Below are 17192 nucleotides of genomic sequence, written 5' to 3'. Positions count from 1 at the left end.
AGTACCTTAGACGGGAAAGAAGCGTTCTGAAAAGCAGAGGCCATATTAAATAACCAGCAGGCAATGGACCGGCAGAGTCAGGAACAACAAAAAATAATGAAGGGGACGTAGGTGCCTATTAGGAAGACTCTAAGAAGTAGGAAGAACCTTACTTAATTGAGCTTATAGTTAATACCGAATGCAAAACTCATCAGATCCGGATAACCGGGGACGAAAGAAAGTCCGAAATCTAATTGCTTACTCAGTCCGACTTTGTATTCAAATTCCCCACCATACCATAAAAACAAATATTGATATTTATCCCCTGGATCCCCTTTGAAACGGTTTTGGTTTATATACCCGGGTAAATCCAACCAGTTTCTCCGAAAGACTAATGTCGGCCCAAGTCCCCCGTACAGACTATGATTTCCTCTTTTAAGAATTCTATGCCTCAATCCTATATGACTGAAACCAGCTAATCTTTCTGCGCAATCGGCGTACAGCGCCTGCACTACCTTGAATGATATAACATCCTTAAGAAAAAATTTTTCATATGACAGCTCCGCACCGACATTAATAACTAAATATCCATGCTCGTCCAACTTGTTCGGCATTAAAAATGCGTTTTCCTCTTCGCCTTTAGGATGTACACTTAATCCAAATAATTTTATTCCAATATTATCTTGTGCTGCGATCCTATTGCATGATAACAGGATAAAAACAGACATACAAACTATATGCAACAATTTCATTCCATCATTTAACTGAAGTAAACCCTTTTCCATACCGCCAGCTAACAGGCGGCTCGTTCGAGTGCAGGATTAACAGCACCTGAATGGGTAAAATTACAAAAAGGTGAGTATCGGGGGCACTTCGCATTGGCAGAAATGTTTGCCTTCCCGGAGTATGCGGATGTGTTGATAGGTGTGCGCTAGTATGAGAACTTCGATACAAATTCTATTGATTGTAAATATTCCTGCTGGCTTTTATGCGGTGTGAGGAATATGAATTGCCTTTCTTCCAAGGCATAAGGTTAGAGTTTTTTTGAGACGACAAGATCGGCTCTTAGCGGTCTTAAATCCCACTTTCTTTCCTGAATAGCGTACTTCCTATTCATCCCCTAAAAAACCTCGAAAGAGTGTAGCGAGACGCGATGACCAGTACCTTGGTGGTTACAAGATTGCCTTATTCAGTGCTTTACTGTTTTTTTCTCCACAGTAAAAGGTGCAGCTAAAAAGCGCTCAATCATTGCAGCAATTTCATGGTGAGGACGCGTTGCCGGGATAAAGCCGATGACACAGATATGGTGATTACCGCTCATTCCTTTAATCTGATATTTTTCTTCGATGCCAGCACGACCGAAACTATAGAGATCCATGTTATGCTGTCCTCCCGCACGTATTTGCCGGTGATTTTCGTTCGGAGCATCGTCATCTGGAGTTTTAGCAAGGAAGAGTACATTCTTCGCCTTTGGATCGCCGAGATAGAACCACTCCGGCGTAAAATCTTTAAATTTCCCTTCAGGAATATGTTTTTTTCCGTCGGCTGTGACAAAAAAGTCTTCTGCATCCGCTTTCCCTCCGGCAACACCTTCGAATAGGAAGCTATACTCCCCCTCCGATTTCAGTACTTGCAAGGCTATACGATCCCCAAAAAACCAGTATCGGAAGGTAAACTTGTCATTCGAGGATTCCAGGATCACCACATCCCCTTCCGTCCTCCCATCAACAATCATTGTTTTTGATCCGCTATTGCGGCCGGCATGGCCAAAGTTACCGACACTGTTTGGGAATCCGCGAAAGTCTCCGTTCGGCCCGGGAGGAAGATAGGAAGCGATCCAGTCGTTTCCTTCAGTATCTATAAAACTTTTAAATCCTGACACCCCGTTATCTTTTTCGAAGTAAACGGTGCCCATAGGCATTTCAATCCGGTAACAGCCTGTTCCGTGCCACTGTACTTCCGTAAGTTTTACAGTAGCCGGGCTGGCTGTTTGCGCCTTTGTTGAGACCGCCCTTCTATTTTTTGAGGTCTCCGCATTCTGTGCACAGAGAATGCTGGAGGTAAAAATCGTGCAAATAAGAAATACTGCTGGCCTGACAAACTTCATCTATGGGTATTTAATTTTTTATCGGTTATTTCCGGCTTTAAGCGAACGAGCTTAAGCACGGGTAATAAAGGTATAGATATATCGAGAAAGGAAGAAAACGGAGACTGATTGTTTCGTTTTAACTCAACATGATGCCAGTCAGCTATGCACCACCTCTAGATACAGAGGACAACGATCTGGCTAGTTTGAACTCCAGGCTAGAGCAACCCCTCCTACAGCAGTGAGCGTTTCCGCTGGATAAGGTGAACAGCGTAGAAATAGTTATTTACGGTTCATTCACCAGTAAACGCCCCCAAAAAGGTAGTGCTTTCTAATACCAAATTTCGATTTATATTTGTGAATCGCTTCAACTTAACATTATCACAATGACCCGATTTACTGCTTTAAAAACCCTATTCCCAGTACTTATCATTGCAATTCCTGTAATATGTTTTTCGCAGGCAAATTATAAAAATGGGTTTATCATATCTGCTAAAGGGGACACCTCAAAAGGATTAATAGATTTAAAAGAATGGAGAACCACCCCTCAAAGTATCACCTTCAAAAAAGAAGAGAACAGTAAGCCGGAAAAACTGGGATTGAATGAGCTTCAGTCGTTTAGCATCATTGGCAACGGTTCTTTTGAAAAACATACTGTAAATATCAGTTTGGGAGCGATAGGACTGGCAGACCTGTCGACAGAGAAAGATACGACTTCTGAGACACGGACTATTTTTCTCCAGTTGATCGAGACAGGTAAAAATGTTTCGCTTTATAAATATACAGACAACATAAAAACCCGGTTCTATATTCAAAAAGCAGGATTACATGCCAACCCTGAAGAGCTGCAGTATCGTCCCTATCTGAAGAATAGAGAGATAAGTGGAGCGAAAGTATTTGCCAACCAACTTCATTTGCTTGCAGTTTCCAGTGGAGCTGACTCTCCACGACTCCGTGCAAAATTAGAGACTATCGAATACAGGGAAACAGAAGTCCGCAACATCATCCAGGAAATTAATGGAAGCCGGGAAAATGCAAAGCATCGAGAGAAAACCTCCACTTCGAGATTTGTTGCAGGTATTTTTTCATCTACTGCATCCTTAGTTTACAAAGGAGACCACCAGCTCGCAAAAGACGGCGCTACGCATGCCTTTGCCCATGCTCCCGGCATCGCCTTCGGGTACGATTTGTTTGAAAACAAACAAGTTCAGAAAATGATGTTCCGATTTGCGGGAGCAGCGTGTATGCAAAGAGCGTCTACGACGGAGAACAGTTACAATTTTAACACCCTCAGCTACCGGACGGCTAACCATGATATGGAGTACCTTCATATCTCCTTAAACCCGCAAATCCTCTACAATGTATACAACAAGCCCCAGTTCAAAACTTTCTTTGCAGCAGGGGTAACTGCATTTCGGAACGTTTATTTAAAAAACGAATCCGTCGATGCTTACGGATTAAAGAAAACGAATAAGGAGATGGACCTGCGCAAGATGGGCTTTTCCTATTCAGCAGCTGCAGGAATCCAGATGTGGAAAAAAATAGAGTGTTATGTCAAATATACCCCATCTCTGGAACTCAATTCTAATGTAAACTACTCGATGAGGCTTCGACAAAAGTGGTTTGGTATAAATTATCTATTTAAATAGACCGATAGAAATACTAAAGCAGGAGCGAATTTAATAGCGTAGATCCGATCTCAAACTTCATGCTTGCAACATAAACGGGGGTGACATAACTTTAAGCCCGGCCAGCGCAAGGATGGAAGAGCACTTTACCGTTGAGCCCTACTGCCTGCGAGCTATGCTAATCATAGCGCATTGCAGGTTTTCCGAACCCTCTTCTTAGGATGGCAATCTGACCAATATGATAGGCAATATGATGATTGATAAAAGCCCAAAGTTCGCCTTTTGAAGTCGCCACCTGATCGAACGGTGCATCGGGTTTTTCGTTGAGCGCTTCAGTGCTCGCCCTTTCAAGTGCCTGATGTAAGGGCTCGTATAAGCGGTTCCACTCTGATCGGATTTCTTCGATAGAGGGGTAGGCATAATTATCACGGGCTGCTGACTGTCCCATCACAGCAAACAAGTCGTTCCATTTTACCTCGACAGGGAGACCGATGCCTGTTGCCAGGCCATATTGCGAGTTCAATAAATGTCCTGCAAGATATTTCACATGATTCATGGCGGTATTTTCATACAATCGCTGGTTGCTTTCTTCGTCTGAAATACCGTCCAGGACGTTGTTATACAGGCGCTGATGTAAGTTGAATTGTGTTAGAAGCAGATTCTTCACCAGGTGATTAGGGCTGTTTGTTGTAGTATTCATGGCTATGCAATTTACCGTAAAATTAAGGGAGTCGAATTCTACTTATGGGGGACCGGAACGGCAAAAGAAGGGTCATTTGCGACAAGATGAGATTGTTCGCACCGGATGAACGGTCGAGCATCGTGGTGAGACCAGCATTAGAGCGCTGAAAGAAGACCCGGGGGAGTCGAATGAGACTCCCCTACCGCGGCCTGCTCCTATCCAGCCCGGGGCGTTCATGCCTCGCTGTAAACACAACAACAACTAATGGAACAATTAAAACCGATCTTCATTCTGCCGTAAATAGCGCATAGCCTCTTTCACAACTTCATGTGGATCCTTTGGAATAAAGCCTAGCTCTTCCCTTGACTTTGAAAGGTCAAAATCTTGCTGAAGCCCTGAAAACATCTTTATGTCTTTAGTGCTTAGTAGTGGCGCTTTTCCATTGAACTTACTTCTCATTTCCATCAACCAGGCAACAGCAAGTAAAACAGATTTAGGAACTGCGAGCGGCAACTTTAACTTCAGCTCGGGAAATAATTCTTGCGCAATTCTGGTCGTTTGCTGAATGGAAGTACATTTCTCGTTGGCCAAGATGTAGCGTTCTCCATTTTTTCCTTTTGTCGCAGCCAGGTAACAGCCTTCCGCTACATCTTTCACATCAATCCAGTTTAAAGCAATATTAGTTTCAACGGGAATTGCCTTTTTCAAAATTAAGTTGATGATGTTATAGGATACGCTCAATGGTGCTATTGCAGTTTCACCGATCATGGCAGAAGGTAACACGGCCACTAAATCGATGTTGTGCTTTTCCGCCAATTTAAAAGCCAGTTGCTCACCATCGTTCTTGGAATTGTAGTACATATCTCTTCGATCAGGATTGTATCCATAGCATTCCTTTACGGGAGTTTTGGAGTAGTTTAATGCGGCAATTGAACTTACATAGACAATGCGCTTTACGCCTGCTTCTACAGCTGCTTCTACAATATTTCTGGCTCCCAGAAGGTTTACATCATAAATTTCTCTTTTAGGATCTTTAGCCCAAAGTTTGAAAGCTGCACCAACCGCATAAAAAGTGTGTACACCTTGCAAGGCTTTTATCAACGACTGCTTGTCTGTAATGTCGGCCTGAACCACTTCACAATCCAAGTGGGAGAAAGCCTCTTTGTTTTCCAGATTGCGAACGGAGGCCCTTACCGGAATACCTTTACTAAGCAGTAATCTAAGAAGGTTGTTTCCGAGATGTCCATTTGCCCCATTTACCAATGCTAAGTTTTTCTGTGTCATATCGTTCTATTTGATGACACAAAATTGAAAACTGCTTTTCCGAAGCTACTTGACAAATGTTAGTTAATCATTTGTCTCCTGATTCTGCTTAAGCTCTCTGGCTTCATTCCAAGAAAAGAAGCAATATATTGAACAGGAACATTTTGGAGTATCTCGGGATATTTCTCAATCATTCTGCAGTACCTTAATTCTGCGCTGAGTGTGGCCAGCTCTATTGAACGGTTTTCGTTATAGGCGAGTGATTGTTGAAAAACAATAATACTGAAATCCTTAAATGCAGCGCTGTGGTGTATAAGCAGCTCCAGGTTGGTCTTGGTAATCCGAAGTAATTCACAGGAGGTGACACATTCTAAATTTTCTCCGGATCGAGTTTGATTGATAAAGTTGAAATAAGATGTAATAAATCCAGGCGGACAGTTAATATGGGTTGTTACCTCCTCGCCCTTATCATTATAATGAAAGAGCCGAACGAATCCGGATACCACAAAATACAGATATGCAGGAACGCTGCCCTCCTCTTCAATAACCCTGTTCTTTGGAATGGAAACCGGCTCGAAGTAAAGTTTACAGAGTCGGATATCCTCTTCCGATAAGGCAATACTTTGAGATATTAGCTCGAATAGCTGGCGGTGCATTATGCAAAAGTAAGAAATCGAATCCTTCAACAAATTCCTGGAAATTAAGGTAGAATTCAAAATAGCAAGTTTTTAAGTTTCGTCTTAGGACATCAACCTAAAATTATCGGCAGACTGTTTGCACATAGAATACCCGGGGCGAAGCAAAGAAGGACACTCCGCAGCAGCGAAGGGACAGGAAACCCTGATATACCAACCATAATTTGAATAACATGCAGGTTCTCCAACAGCAGCAGCTACTACCGATAAGCATTGAAAAAGCCTGGTACTTTTTTGCCACTCCGCGAAATCTGAACGAAATTACTCCACCAGACCTGACATTTGAGATCACCTCTAACCTTCCTGCTCAGATGTACGAGGGCCTCATTATCACTTATAAAATCAAACCTTTTCTTAATATTCCGATGGACTGGTGTACAGAAATTACGCACATCAGCGAAAAGGAGTATTTCATTGACGAACAACGCTCCGGACCGTATAAAATCTGGCATCACGAGCATCACTTTAAGACTGTGGAGGGCGGTGTGCTGATGACAGATTTAGTTTATTATGACATTGGCTTCTCCGTTTTTGGCTGGCTGGCGGGAAAACTATTTGTACATCGGAGAGTGAGAGAAATATTCGCTTACCGGCAGCGAATCCTTGCGGAATATTTTTAAAGTGAAAATGCTGGGTAGGAATTTGAGCGGCTATCGCAGCGATAAGCACCACTAGCTTGCATCTCATTGGATATAAAAGGGATTACAAATCCCTTTTCATCTAAAGTTCGACCTCCTTTGCGGCAGATGTCGAACAGCGAAGGGGGCAGCGAGAGCGGGTTACTTCCATCAAAGTTGGGTATTAATTAAATAATGAAGAGTTTGAAATATTTGCTATTCACTTTCATACCGTTTATACCCTCCTGCGTAATGTGTCCCCGTTATAAGGTAGAAGATAATTTCAGAGTAACCAACGTTACTACTCGCACACTCTTAACCTACGTTTCCTTTGCAGGAGACTTGTCGGAAATCGACACACTTATAAACGGCTCACCTCCTCCAATTATTATTTCCCCCTGGACACCCGAATGGCGCAAAGCTCTAAATTCATCAAAAACTCGGGACATTGGTCTGCGATACTGCACAATAAAACCGATTTCCCCGGATTTGATTTAGAGGAAGTTCCGGAAGACAACCATGTATGGATTTTTTTCTTCGACAAAGCCCGGGTTGATAAACTGGGTTGGAAGGAGATAATCCGCGAACAAGATTACCTGAGGAAGTATAAATTCACGAAGGACGAAATTCGAGCAATTCAAGGGCACTTTGAATTGAAGGAATCGAACTTGATTCAAAAGGACTAACGCAGGTAGACATTGTTCCCTATCGTTGATTCAATCATTTATGCTCGCCGCTAGCGCTAGAAGGGAAACAAAAAAGGCCCACTAAAAACAAAAAGCACCTCCGAAGGAGGTGCTTTTTACATGTTTCTTATAATTTATCTGGCTGATAAAACTTGACCATTCCGTCGCCTTCACTGGATACTACCAGAATACTGCGGCCGTTTGGACTATCTTTTGGTTTAATAAACAGAACACCCTCAGGGGCGTCACCTGTTGCAAAAAGCTGTACAAAAACAGGACTTGCAGGATTGCTGACGTCATAGATGGCAATCATGTCCGAGCGTTCCATTCCGATGAATGCCAGCGTCTTTCCATTTACCGAGCCAACTGTTACTGCTTCTACTTCTACCCCTTTGTTGTCTGATCTCGTATCATCATATTTCCCGGCAGCAATCACGCGCTCTTCCAGGTCCTTGCCAACTTCGGCTACCAACTGCCCGTTTGTCGCATTCAGAATAGTAACACTGCGGCCGCCGGTAGAATAGATCTCGTCAAAATCGCCGTCTCCATCGGTATCACCCTGCATTCTGGTAACTGTTAATCTTCCCAGATTAGCGTCAGTCTTTAAAGTAGCAGTATTGGGAAAGCGAGTAGCATCAAGCGATAAGTCTTTCACCCGTACTTCCTCTCCGAAGCCGGTATATTCCCTCGTGTCGCCTTCATTTGCCAAGGCAAGGTAATTTGTGCCGTTAGCTGAGAAAGCGGCAATGGCGTCAGGAAGGTAAAAGGCTTTGATCGGCCAGGTTCCTAATTGTATCTTATTATCGCGATCACTCACATCAAAAGCGTTCGCTGCTAAACTGATATCTTTGACACCCAATGGTATAATGCGCTGAATAGTTCCGCTCACCAGGTCTACTTCAGCTACTCCATTATTTTCCTGCAGTGTAACCCAGGCTTTTTTAGAATCTGCCGAGATTGCCACGTATTCCGGCTCAACGTCTTTTGCCAATGTCGCATTCTTTCCATAAACTCTGAATCCTTGTGTTAACAGCGTGTTTTTGGAATTCTCGAAAGCTGTAAAATCTACAGTGACTACTGAATAATTGTTCTTTGTATTGATGATGGAAATAGAGCCATTAGGATCAACGGAGTAATCTGCATTAGGCTCCCCTTCGTTGGCAGTAACGATATAGGTTCCATCAGGGCTGAAAGTGACCATGTCGGGTAATGCACCAACCGTCACTCTTCTAACCTCCTGCAGAGAGGACGTGTTCCATATAGCCACGCTGCCGTTCTCCGTTTTAGTGGTTCCTTCAAGAGCAACTGCAAGTCGGCCCTCTGATACCGCCACGCTGTTAGCACCACCGCTGCTAGCAGAAAAGTCTATAGCCTGAAGTTTGGTAACTGCAGGAAAGTTAGAAAGGTCCAGTACTTCAACTTTCGTTGCACCCTCGTTGTTTACCACAAACAAGCGTTTGCTTTGCGGGTCGAAAGCTGATATTTCTGAGGCAGCCTCGCCACCTAACTTCTGGGAAGCGACTTCTTTGAAACTGGAAGGATTTTCAGGAACGACAGGTTCAGGAACTTCTGATTGCGGCGAGTCTTTTTTACAGCCTGCGGCAAAAAGGGAAATAGATAAAATACTTAAAAGTAGCTTCTTATACATGTTGACATCTTTTTCGGACGAAAATAGAAAGGCTCAAAAAACAAAGACGCTCAGGCAGATAAGTTAACGAAAAAGTAAACTAGACTTTAAAATTCAGGGCCTCTTGTAAAGTCTGTGTTAAGGCCGGCTGATGCTCATAGGAAATTAAGCAAAAGAGTAAGTGACTTAGCATAATAGAAAGTTTCAAGGTTGATAATTGCCTCACGATCACGCTTTGGAGGGGCTACCTTTTAAGGAGAAGAATTTATATCTTCAAGTATGGCAACCACTGACAACCTTATCCTTCAAAATGCTCAAGGAAGTATCGGCAAAATCACACTTTTAAGAAATACGGAAAGAAGACCGTAATCAGCAAGTATCCTGATATTAGCGGGGTTGAATATAACGACCTGCAAAAACAAGAACAGAGCCGCTTTGCTAAAGCTGTACAGCCGCCAAACTTAGCCCTGGGTCCCGGAGACAATACAACTTCAACAAGATAAATTGAGATTTCTTTAAAGCATTATAAAATGAAATACACCCTGCAAGACGGTTTTCTTTATTACATAGACTTATTGGGAAGCGCAGATTTCAGACAACGGTTTTCTTCGCCAGAAAGCTTGGTTCTACTTAGAACAATCAGCGAGGAACAGGCGAACTACCGCTATGCACCAAACAAGTGGAATATCAAGCAAATAATAGGACATCTTACTGACCACGAAAGAATTATGACCTATCGGACATTACGATTTAGCCGAAAAGACAGAACCCCACTACCTGGTTACGACCAGAACTTATTTGTTGAGAACAGTCGCTTTAACAAATTAAGCCTACAACAACTAATAACAGAATTTGAAAATGTCAGGGCAGCTACGAACAACTTCATTGACTCTTTATCCGAAGTCCAACTTAACTTAAAAGGAGTTGTGTCGACATACGAATTAACAGTTGAGGAGTTTCTGAAAGCTACCGTTGGACATGAAATACACCATATCAACGTCATTACAGACAAGTATTTGAAAGGCAGATGAGAATGCGCTTAATAGCACTATTGGTTTAATTGCGACCGGAAAGCACACCGACACGGTGTGCCACCGCCTTGGTTCGTGTCTCCACGAACCAACGACCTAGAATTTGTTTCTACTGACTACGAATCTTCCTCTGCCCGCCTCTATGCAGATAAGTATATGCATTCTCTTTTCTTAAAGATTTGAGGTTGGAGTTCTAATTGATTTTTATTGGTTCGTGTCTTCACGAACCAAGGCGACGGCTAGCAAAGGACCAAAACCAGCTCTACTTTGTCATCCAAGCACTGTCAGGTCCAGTAGAGTATTTTTGCTGAAGGAAATAAGCTGCCGATTTCCCGGTTAAAAAAGGTCTTCAAATCGTTCATCATCAATTTCGGATAAACATATTTAACTCCTCCAAACTTATTCCGTTTCACAATACGCAATTGCTCATCCATCTCCAGCGAAGTGTTAGGATACCATTTTAGCAGAATGTCTTTAGAGCCTGGTGTAAACCGGTGTGTAATCAATTCAAAGGTAAGGTCGCAAGGAAAGTCTAACGCTTCCGCCAGCTCATTAAACAATCGCCCATACTCCTGCTCCCAATTGGGTATTGGCATGATGGGGGCAAGCACCACTCCTACCGGATACCCTCCGCCTCCTTGTGATTGCGGCAAGGCTAAGTTCCGTAGCGCTTTGATCCGAGCCGATATAGGCGGCGTACCGCTTTCCAGCCTTCGCCCAATCGAATGCGCGTTAAGACTGATTCGACAGCGCGTGTTGTTATTATGCTGAAGATTTAGAAGCGGTTTGATGGCATCGAACTTTGTTACGAAGCGTAGCTGCGTATTTTCCAACCGTCCGAAAAAACTAATAGTTTCCTGCAGGCCGGCGGTAATATGTTCAAGACTCAGTGGATCGGTGTAGCAGCTGGCTTCAAAAGTTGAGAACTGCGACTTGCTTGTATATTTCACCAGGTTTTCGAGAATTGCAGGCAAGTTGGCAAACACCCGTATCACCGGCGGGCCTGATAAACTCCCAGCCAGGTAGCAGTATTGGCAATGAGCCGGGCAGCCTTCTGCCAGGTGAAACTGCCAGTCGGCGCTCGGCGGAATTGGGCGAAGAGAAAAAGCTCCAGGAGGTGCCTTCACTACCGCGAGTGTAGATTTGGCTGTCTGATAGGTCTCCCGATCGCTTGCTCCCTTTAGACCTGTTACTCGTTTTGTAACTTCGTATTTCAAACCATATAACTTCACCCGCTCAAGAATCCGCTGTGCATAAGGTTCTTCAAATGCATCGGCAGTAAAGACGACCCGCTTCGGCATCCATAGCTTAAACTCCTTGTACTTACCCTCCGCCCCCGGCGCCTCTGTTGGTAGTTCGATTTGTCCCATGCAGAAAGGTTTGCAAACCTTATTCCAACCCACATTATTAAATCTCCAAATTAAAATTAATGCTTAAAGTGGATTGGGGCTGGCTAATAGCCCTTTCCTAACACCGGGCATAAAATAATTGTAGTACCACGTGTCCCTATTTTCTAACAATAGACTTATTCTCGCATACAAAATATTTTCACCCCCGCTGGTCATAATGTCTTGCTGCCGTCCAGCCTCCGGAGGAAAATTGGAAAGGACATACAGCACAAGTGCGTTGCAAGGGCCTCCATGAATAGCTCAAAAAATGGCTGCTGCATATCCCCCGATTCAGGAACGCAAACTTATCATGCCCAATTCCCTCCTGCTTTATCGTATTTTGTGCATCTTTAAGACCGGAGCTTATGATAGAAGCGCTAATTCAACAAGTTAACAACACAAGCAGGCTTTGCGAGGCAGAGTTGGATCTGATTAAAAGAAGTTTTGTAACTGGGCGATTCTCCAAAGGGAGTATGCTTGAAGCGGAAGGAACACGTACAAAAAATCTCTACTTCATTGTAAATGGTTTTATAAGATCTTTTCATTATGAAACTGGCGAGGACATCACCACAAATATTCGGGGAGCTAACAGCCTAATCACTGCTTTTAACGGCTTTGTAAACGATTCCCTAGCCGACAGCAGCATTCAGTGCATTACCGCTTGTGATGTTCTTTCGATATCTAACCATAGCTACAAGCACTTAATTGCTGAAAGTATCAGCTGGAAAAACTTTTGTCATAGCATTTATGAGCAAGAAATAATTTTTAATCAGAAACGCACCCGCGAACTCCTGACAAAAACTGCCGAAAGCCGCTATCTCCAACTATTAAAAGACTATCCGGGCATTGGCCTGCATGTCCCTGTTCAATACATAGCTACCTATCTGGGAATTAAACCAGAGTCGCTAAGCCGCATAAGAAAAAAAGTCATTTCCTAACAATTGTCATCTTTTCTGAAACAGCAACTCCGGAATTTAGCATACCTAAAACAGAAGGTATGCAACAAATAAATCGACTTTCCATTCTCCCATTCGGGATGATCAACAGCTATGTAATCCGGGGGGCAAAAAAACATGTCCTGGTAGATGCCGGCCTCCCAGACAGCGAAAAACAGATCCTCCAACAGCTCCAACTTCTTGGATTAAGCTTGAAAGACATCGGCCTGCTGGTTATCACACACGGTCACATAGACCATTTTGGTAGTGCCAATGCGTTAAGTAAAGCTTTGGATGTGCCGATCTTAGTTCACGAAAACGATGCGCCTGCTTTAAGCACGGGAAAATCTTTAGTCGCAACATTAAAACCGACACAAGCGTATTGGAATTTATTAAAATGGAAGTTATCAGCAGATACTGCAACACCGGTGGTACCTGACTTGATCCTGAGGGCCGATGAAGTATTTAGTCTAAAAGAATTTGGAATTGCAGGTTCGGTCATCCATACGCCCGGTCACACGCCCGGGTCTCTTTCAATTGTTTTGGACAACGGCGAAGCTATCATTATGGACCTCGCTTCTTCCGGCATTTTTCTTGGCGGTATTCTATGCAGGTCACGAATGAAGCATCCTCCCTTCCATCATGATAAGTCGCTGGTAAAGCACAGCATTCATCAATTACTGGCGAAAAACACAGAGACGTTTTACCTTGGACATGGCTATCCGGTAAACAGGAAATTGCTCCTGCACTATGCCGAAACCATGCTGGGCTAGAATAAAAAAGAGCTAAAGCTATCCGTAGTCACCATGGTACTCAACTGGGACATATTGAGACATTACAACCAGTACGAGGACACTAACCAAGGCGAAGTCGCAAGTATGCTAGGTGAGCCAGGAGCGACGTGTACTTGTACCTCTTCCTACCCCTATTTCATGAGCATCCGGTACAAATTCCGGAACCAAAACCTGCTCTACTTGGAAGTACCGCAGCAAAGAATGGTTTGAAACTCTATGGCCTGATGCCCAACAGTTCCGTTCGGTTTAAAGCACCGACACGCCTTGCGGGACATATCCAGCAGCAGCAAATAGATGAAATTCCCTCAAACAACAGGCGGTGAAACTTCTTTTATACCCAAAACTGGTTGATCAGGGGAAACTATATGATTATAGAAACTAACATTCGTGCGATCAGGGTCATTTTGCTTATCTGGAAGTGGCTCTTGTTTTATCTTATTTTGTCAATAGCTGTTACGGTACTTCACACCTTTTACAAAATAAATTTGGCGATTCCTTCTTCAGAAATATCTATGCTGGGTATCGCTCTTTCTATACTTATGGGGTTCAGGGTTAGTTCGGCCTATGAAAGATGGTGGGAAGCCAGAAAGATCTGGGGCTCCGTTGTAAATAACTCAAGGAGTCTGGCAAGGCAACTTATTACATTCACGCACGAATCCGCTATTTCGCAAGAGCTGGTATACGCGCTGGTATACAGACAGATCGCTTTTGTTCATTCAATGGCTTGTCGGCTAAGAGAACAGGATGCCGCCGCTTTAATTAAGCCTCTACTATACGAAGAAGAATACGAACAGTTAATCAGAAAATCGCATATTCCAAATCTACTACTCTTACACAATGTGTATGCGATTAAAGAATTACGACAAGAAGGCATTATTACCGACATCGAGCTGCTAAGGCTTGAGGAGACTGTTTATCAATTAACAGATAACTTGGGTGGAGCAGAGCGGATAAAAAACACACCTTTTCCTGTGCCTTACAGCTACTTTACCTGGTTGCTTGTGCACATCTTTGCTATCCTGATCCCCTTTGGGATGGTGGACGCGTTTGGGTACATGACAATTCCTGCGGCTATGTGCGCTATTTTTATTTTCCTGATTATTGAACAAATAGCTATTGAAATTCAGGATCCCTTTTCTAACAGGGAGAATGATATACCCGTTACTACAATTAGTCAAAACATCGAAATTGATTTGAAAGAAATGCTTGGGGACACCAATTTACCGCAAAAGAAAAAACCCGAAGGTGGAATATTAATGTAAATCAGGCAGTTCGTCTCCTCGAGTTCTAGCGGATTGAAAAAAACTGCGTCGCCCCTTGCTTTAGGCAAGCTCGGGCTGGCCGGGTGCGAACCAGTGTCACCCTCGCTTCTCTACCCTCAACGCTATTGATGCCTGTAACAATTTCCAATTTGCAGCATCTTAGCGGTACAAATTCGACAAAGAGAAATAATGAATCAATTCAAAAAGGTTAGCGTACTTATTCTGGCATTACTTTCTTTTGCGGGATATGGATTCGCGCAAAATAATTTCACTATCTCGGGTGTTGTCAAAGATTCTCTGTCGGGAGAGACTTTGATCGGTGCAACGATAAAGCTCAAAGGGGCCCGGGACCATGGTACCACCACCAATGCTTACGGTTATTACTCGCTTAATGTACCAAAAGGAGAGTATCAGCTCACCGCAAGTTATATCGGTTTCCGAACACTCCATCAAACACTGAACCTTAATAAGAATACTCGCCTCGACCTTTCGCTAAAGGCCGATAACGCGCTGGCGGAGGTAGTCATTACTTCAGAGCGAAGAGACCATAATGTTTCAAGTGCGCAGATGGGCCTGGCGAAACTGAATATGGCTGAAGTGGAGAATGTACCGGTTTTGTTCGGCGAACGCGATATCATCAAAACCCTGCAATTGCTTCCCGGGATAAAATCTGCTGGTGAGGGCAATAGTGGATTCTACGTCCGGGGCGGCTCTATTGATCATAATTTGATCCTGTTAGATGAAGCACCCGTTTACAATGCCTCCCACCTCCTGGGTTTCTTTTCTACCTTCAACTCGGATGCTATAAAAGATGTAGCCGTGTATAAAGGCGGAATGCCTGCTCAATATGGCGGAAGGCTGGCTTCCGTACTCGATATCCGCATGAACGATGGGAACCAGAACGACCTGGGCGTAGAAGGTGGTTTGGGCCTGATCTCATCACGGCTAAAGGTGGAAGGCCCTTTGGTGAAGGATAAAAGCACCTTTATCATCAGCGGACGAAGAACGTATGCAGATGCCTTTCTGAAGCTTGCTCCCGATACCTCCATCAGAAATAATGTATTGTATTTCTACGATTTAAATGCCAAAGTAAATTACCGCCTCAACCAGAATAACACGCTTTACCTCTCCGGCTATTTTGGGAGAGATGAACTCGGACTAAACAACACCTTCGGCTTCGATTGGGGCAACTCCACCGCTACCTTACGCTGGAATCATTTGTTCAACAACCGTTTATTTTCAAATACCTCGCTCATCTATAGCAATTACAATTATGTGATCCAGAGTTTTATTGAGCAGAGCGATTTTAAAGTAAAGTCGGCCATCCAGGATCTGAATCTTAAGCAAGACTTTCAATACTCCCTGAACCAGCATAATTTACGCTTCGGGCTGGATGTGATACACCATACGATCAAACCGGGCAGAATCACCGCGAGCGAGGCATCGTCGGTAAATGACGATCAGATCCAAGACCGGGCAGGCCTGGAAATGGCGATCTATATTTCGGATGAGTGGAAGGTTAGCGACAAACTAAACATTACTTACGGCATCCGCGGAAGTTCTTTTTCAGCCCTGGGTCCGGGGGATTTCAGAACTTACGACCAGGACGGTAACACCATTGCCACCCGCAATTACAACGAGGGAGAAATTGTTAAAACATATATTAACCCGGAACCTCGCATTTCTGCAAGTTACCAGTTGGGAAAATCAAGTTCCCTGAAGGCTTCTTACACCAGGAACACACAGAACTTGCACCTGATGTCGAACTCCACATCCACCTCTCCTACCGATCTGTATGTGATGAACAGCAACAACATCAAACCGGAGATAGCCGATCAGGTGGCCATAGGATACTTCCGAAACTTCAAAGATGACAAATATGAATTTTCTGCTGAAGTCTATTACAAAGGCATGTCTAATCAGATAGAGTACCGCAGCGGCACCGACTTGCGGGGCAACGATAATGTAGAAGCCGATCTGCTTTATGGCGACGGCAGGGCCTACGGAGTGGAACTGTTCCTTAAGAAGCGTTTCGGGAATTTAAACGGCTGGGTGGGTTATACCCTTTCCCGTACCGAACGCCAGTTCAATGATATCAACGGCGGCAGCTGGTTCCCTTCCAAGCAGGATCGCACGCATGATCTCTCCCTGGTAGGTATTTACAAAGCAAGCAAGCGATGGACCTTCTCTTCGACCTTTGTTTACAATACTGGCAATGCAGTTACCTTCCCCAATGGCAAATATCAGCTGAAAGGTAAAACGGTATTTTATTATTCTGAAAGGAACGCCGACCGCCTTCCCGATTATCACCGCCTGGATCTGGCTGCTACGCTGGAAGCAAAACCAGGGAAAAAGCTTCAGTCGAGCTGGTCGTTCGGTATCTATAATCTGTACAACCGGCAAAATACCTACACCATGGATTTCAGAGACGATCCGGATGACGCGACAAGAACACAAGCTGTACGAACTACGCTGTTCGGCATTATCCCATCAGTTACGTGGAACTTCAAATTTTAAAT

Annotated in this window: 15 protein-coding genes; 8 read left to right on the top strand and 7 right to left on the bottom strand. The window is 43.9% G+C overall.

What is annotated here, in order from left to right; translation table 11 throughout:
* Window positions 1–152: 152 nt before the first annotated feature.
* Window positions 153–764: a hypothetical protein gene (locus tag J4N23_RS18860; RefSeq protein ID WP_207429398.1), complete on the bottom strand. Its 612-nt coding sequence runs from the start codon at window positions 762–764 to the stop codon at window positions 153–155.
* Window positions 765–1168: 404 nt separating this feature from the next.
* Window positions 1169–2086, bottom strand: a complete 918-nt coding sequence (locus J4N23_RS18855; RefSeq protein WP_207429397.1) for a hypothetical protein — start codon at window positions 2084–2086, stop codon at window positions 1169–1171.
* A 365-nt stretch (window positions 2087–2451) separates the two neighbouring features.
* Here J4N23_RS18855 and J4N23_RS18850 point away from each other — a divergent pair, with 365 nt between their 5' ends.
* Window positions 2452–3714, top strand: a complete 1263-nt coding sequence (locus J4N23_RS18850; RefSeq protein ID WP_207429396.1) for a hypothetical protein — start codon at window positions 2452–2454, stop codon at window positions 3712–3714.
* 157 nt (window positions 3715–3871) lie between these two features.
* On the opposite strand, the gene J4N23_RS18845 is transcribed toward J4N23_RS18850, so the two are convergent.
* The 3 genes from J4N23_RS18845 to J4N23_RS18835 all read right to left on the bottom strand — a co-directional run bounded on the left by J4N23_RS18845 (window position 3872) and on the right by J4N23_RS18835 (window position 6294).
* Window positions 3872–4393, bottom strand: a complete 522-nt coding sequence (locus J4N23_RS18845) for a DinB family protein (protein ID WP_207429395.1) — start codon at window positions 4391–4393, stop codon at window positions 3872–3874.
* Between the two features lie 255 nt (window positions 4394–4648).
* Window positions 4649–5659 (bottom strand): NAD-dependent epimerase/dehydratase family protein, encoded by a 1011-nt coding sequence (locus J4N23_RS18840; protein WP_207429394.1) that lies wholly within the window; start codon window positions 5657–5659, stop codon window positions 4649–4651.
* A 59-nt stretch (window positions 5660–5718) separates the two neighbouring features.
* Window positions 5719–6294, bottom strand: a complete 576-nt coding sequence (locus tag J4N23_RS18835; protein WP_207429393.1) for a Crp/Fnr family transcriptional regulator — start codon at window positions 6292–6294, stop codon at window positions 5719–5721.
* Between the two features lie 212 nt (window positions 6295–6506).
* On the opposite strand from J4N23_RS18835, the gene J4N23_RS18830 reads away from it, so the two are divergent.
* Window positions 6507–6953 (top strand): SRPBCC family protein, encoded by a 447-nt coding sequence (locus tag J4N23_RS18830; RefSeq protein ID WP_207429392.1) that lies wholly within the window; start codon window positions 6507–6509, stop codon window positions 6951–6953.
* 407 nt (window positions 6954–7360) lie between these two features.
* Entirely contained in the window at window positions 7361–7636 is a 276-nt protein-coding gene (locus tag J4N23_RS18825) for a hypothetical protein (protein WP_207429391.1), read from the top strand.
* Window positions 7637–7763: 127 nt separating this feature from the next.
* Here the strand turns inward: J4N23_RS18825 and J4N23_RS18820 are convergent, their stop codons facing one another.
* Window positions 7764–9284 carry a choice-of-anchor I family protein gene (locus J4N23_RS18820; RefSeq protein ID WP_207429390.1) on the bottom strand — a complete coding sequence of 507 codons (1521 nt, stop codon included), beginning with the start codon at window positions 9282–9284 and terminating at the stop codon, window positions 7764–7766.
* A 509-nt stretch (window positions 9285–9793) separates the two neighbouring features.
* On the opposite strand from J4N23_RS18820, the gene J4N23_RS18815 reads away from it, so the two are divergent.
* Window positions 9794–10294, top strand: a complete 501-nt coding sequence (locus tag J4N23_RS18815; protein ID WP_207429389.1) for a DinB family protein — start codon at window positions 9794–9796, stop codon at window positions 10292–10294.
* A gap of 284 nt (window positions 10295–10578) precedes the next feature.
* On the opposite strand, the gene J4N23_RS18810 is transcribed toward J4N23_RS18815, so the two are convergent.
* Complete coding sequence (locus J4N23_RS18810) at window positions 10579–11664, bottom strand: spore photoproduct lyase family protein (protein WP_207429388.1); 1086 nt, start codon at window positions 11662–11664, stop codon at window positions 10579–10581.
* A gap of 383 nt (window positions 11665–12047) precedes the next feature.
* Here J4N23_RS18810 and J4N23_RS18805 point away from each other — a divergent pair, with 383 nt between their 5' ends.
* The 4 genes from J4N23_RS18805 to J4N23_RS18790 all read left to right on the top strand — a co-directional run bounded on the left by J4N23_RS18805 (window position 12048) and on the right by J4N23_RS18790 (window position 17190).
* Window positions 12048–12620, top strand: a complete 573-nt coding sequence (locus tag J4N23_RS18805; protein WP_207429387.1) for a Crp/Fnr family transcriptional regulator — start codon at window positions 12048–12050, stop codon at window positions 12618–12620.
* A gap of 59 nt (window positions 12621–12679) precedes the next feature.
* On the top strand, window positions 12680–13390 hold the full coding sequence (locus tag J4N23_RS18800; protein ID WP_207429386.1) for an MBL fold metallo-hydrolase: 711 nt from the start codon (window positions 12680–12682) through the stop codon (window positions 13388–13390).
* Window positions 13391–13776: 386 nt separating this feature from the next.
* Window positions 13777–14673, top strand: a complete 897-nt coding sequence (locus J4N23_RS18795) for a bestrophin family protein (protein WP_207429385.1) — start codon at window positions 13777–13779, stop codon at window positions 14671–14673.
* Between the two features lie 189 nt (window positions 14674–14862).
* The gene (locus tag J4N23_RS18790) at window positions 14863–17190 is read left to right on the top strand and encodes a TonB-dependent receptor (RefSeq protein ID WP_207429384.1); all 2328 of its coding nucleotides are present in this window, start codon (window positions 14863–14865) and stop codon (window positions 17188–17190) included.
* The last annotated feature ends 2 nt before the right edge of the window (window positions 17191–17192 follow it).

The organism is Pedobacter sp. SYSU D00535, from assembly GCF_017355855.1.
In the GTDB taxonomy this organism is placed as follows: Bacteria; Bacteroidota; Bacteroidia; order Sphingobacteriales; family Sphingobacteriaceae; genus Desertivirga.
This window is presented reverse-complemented; position numbering and strand designations above follow the sequence as displayed.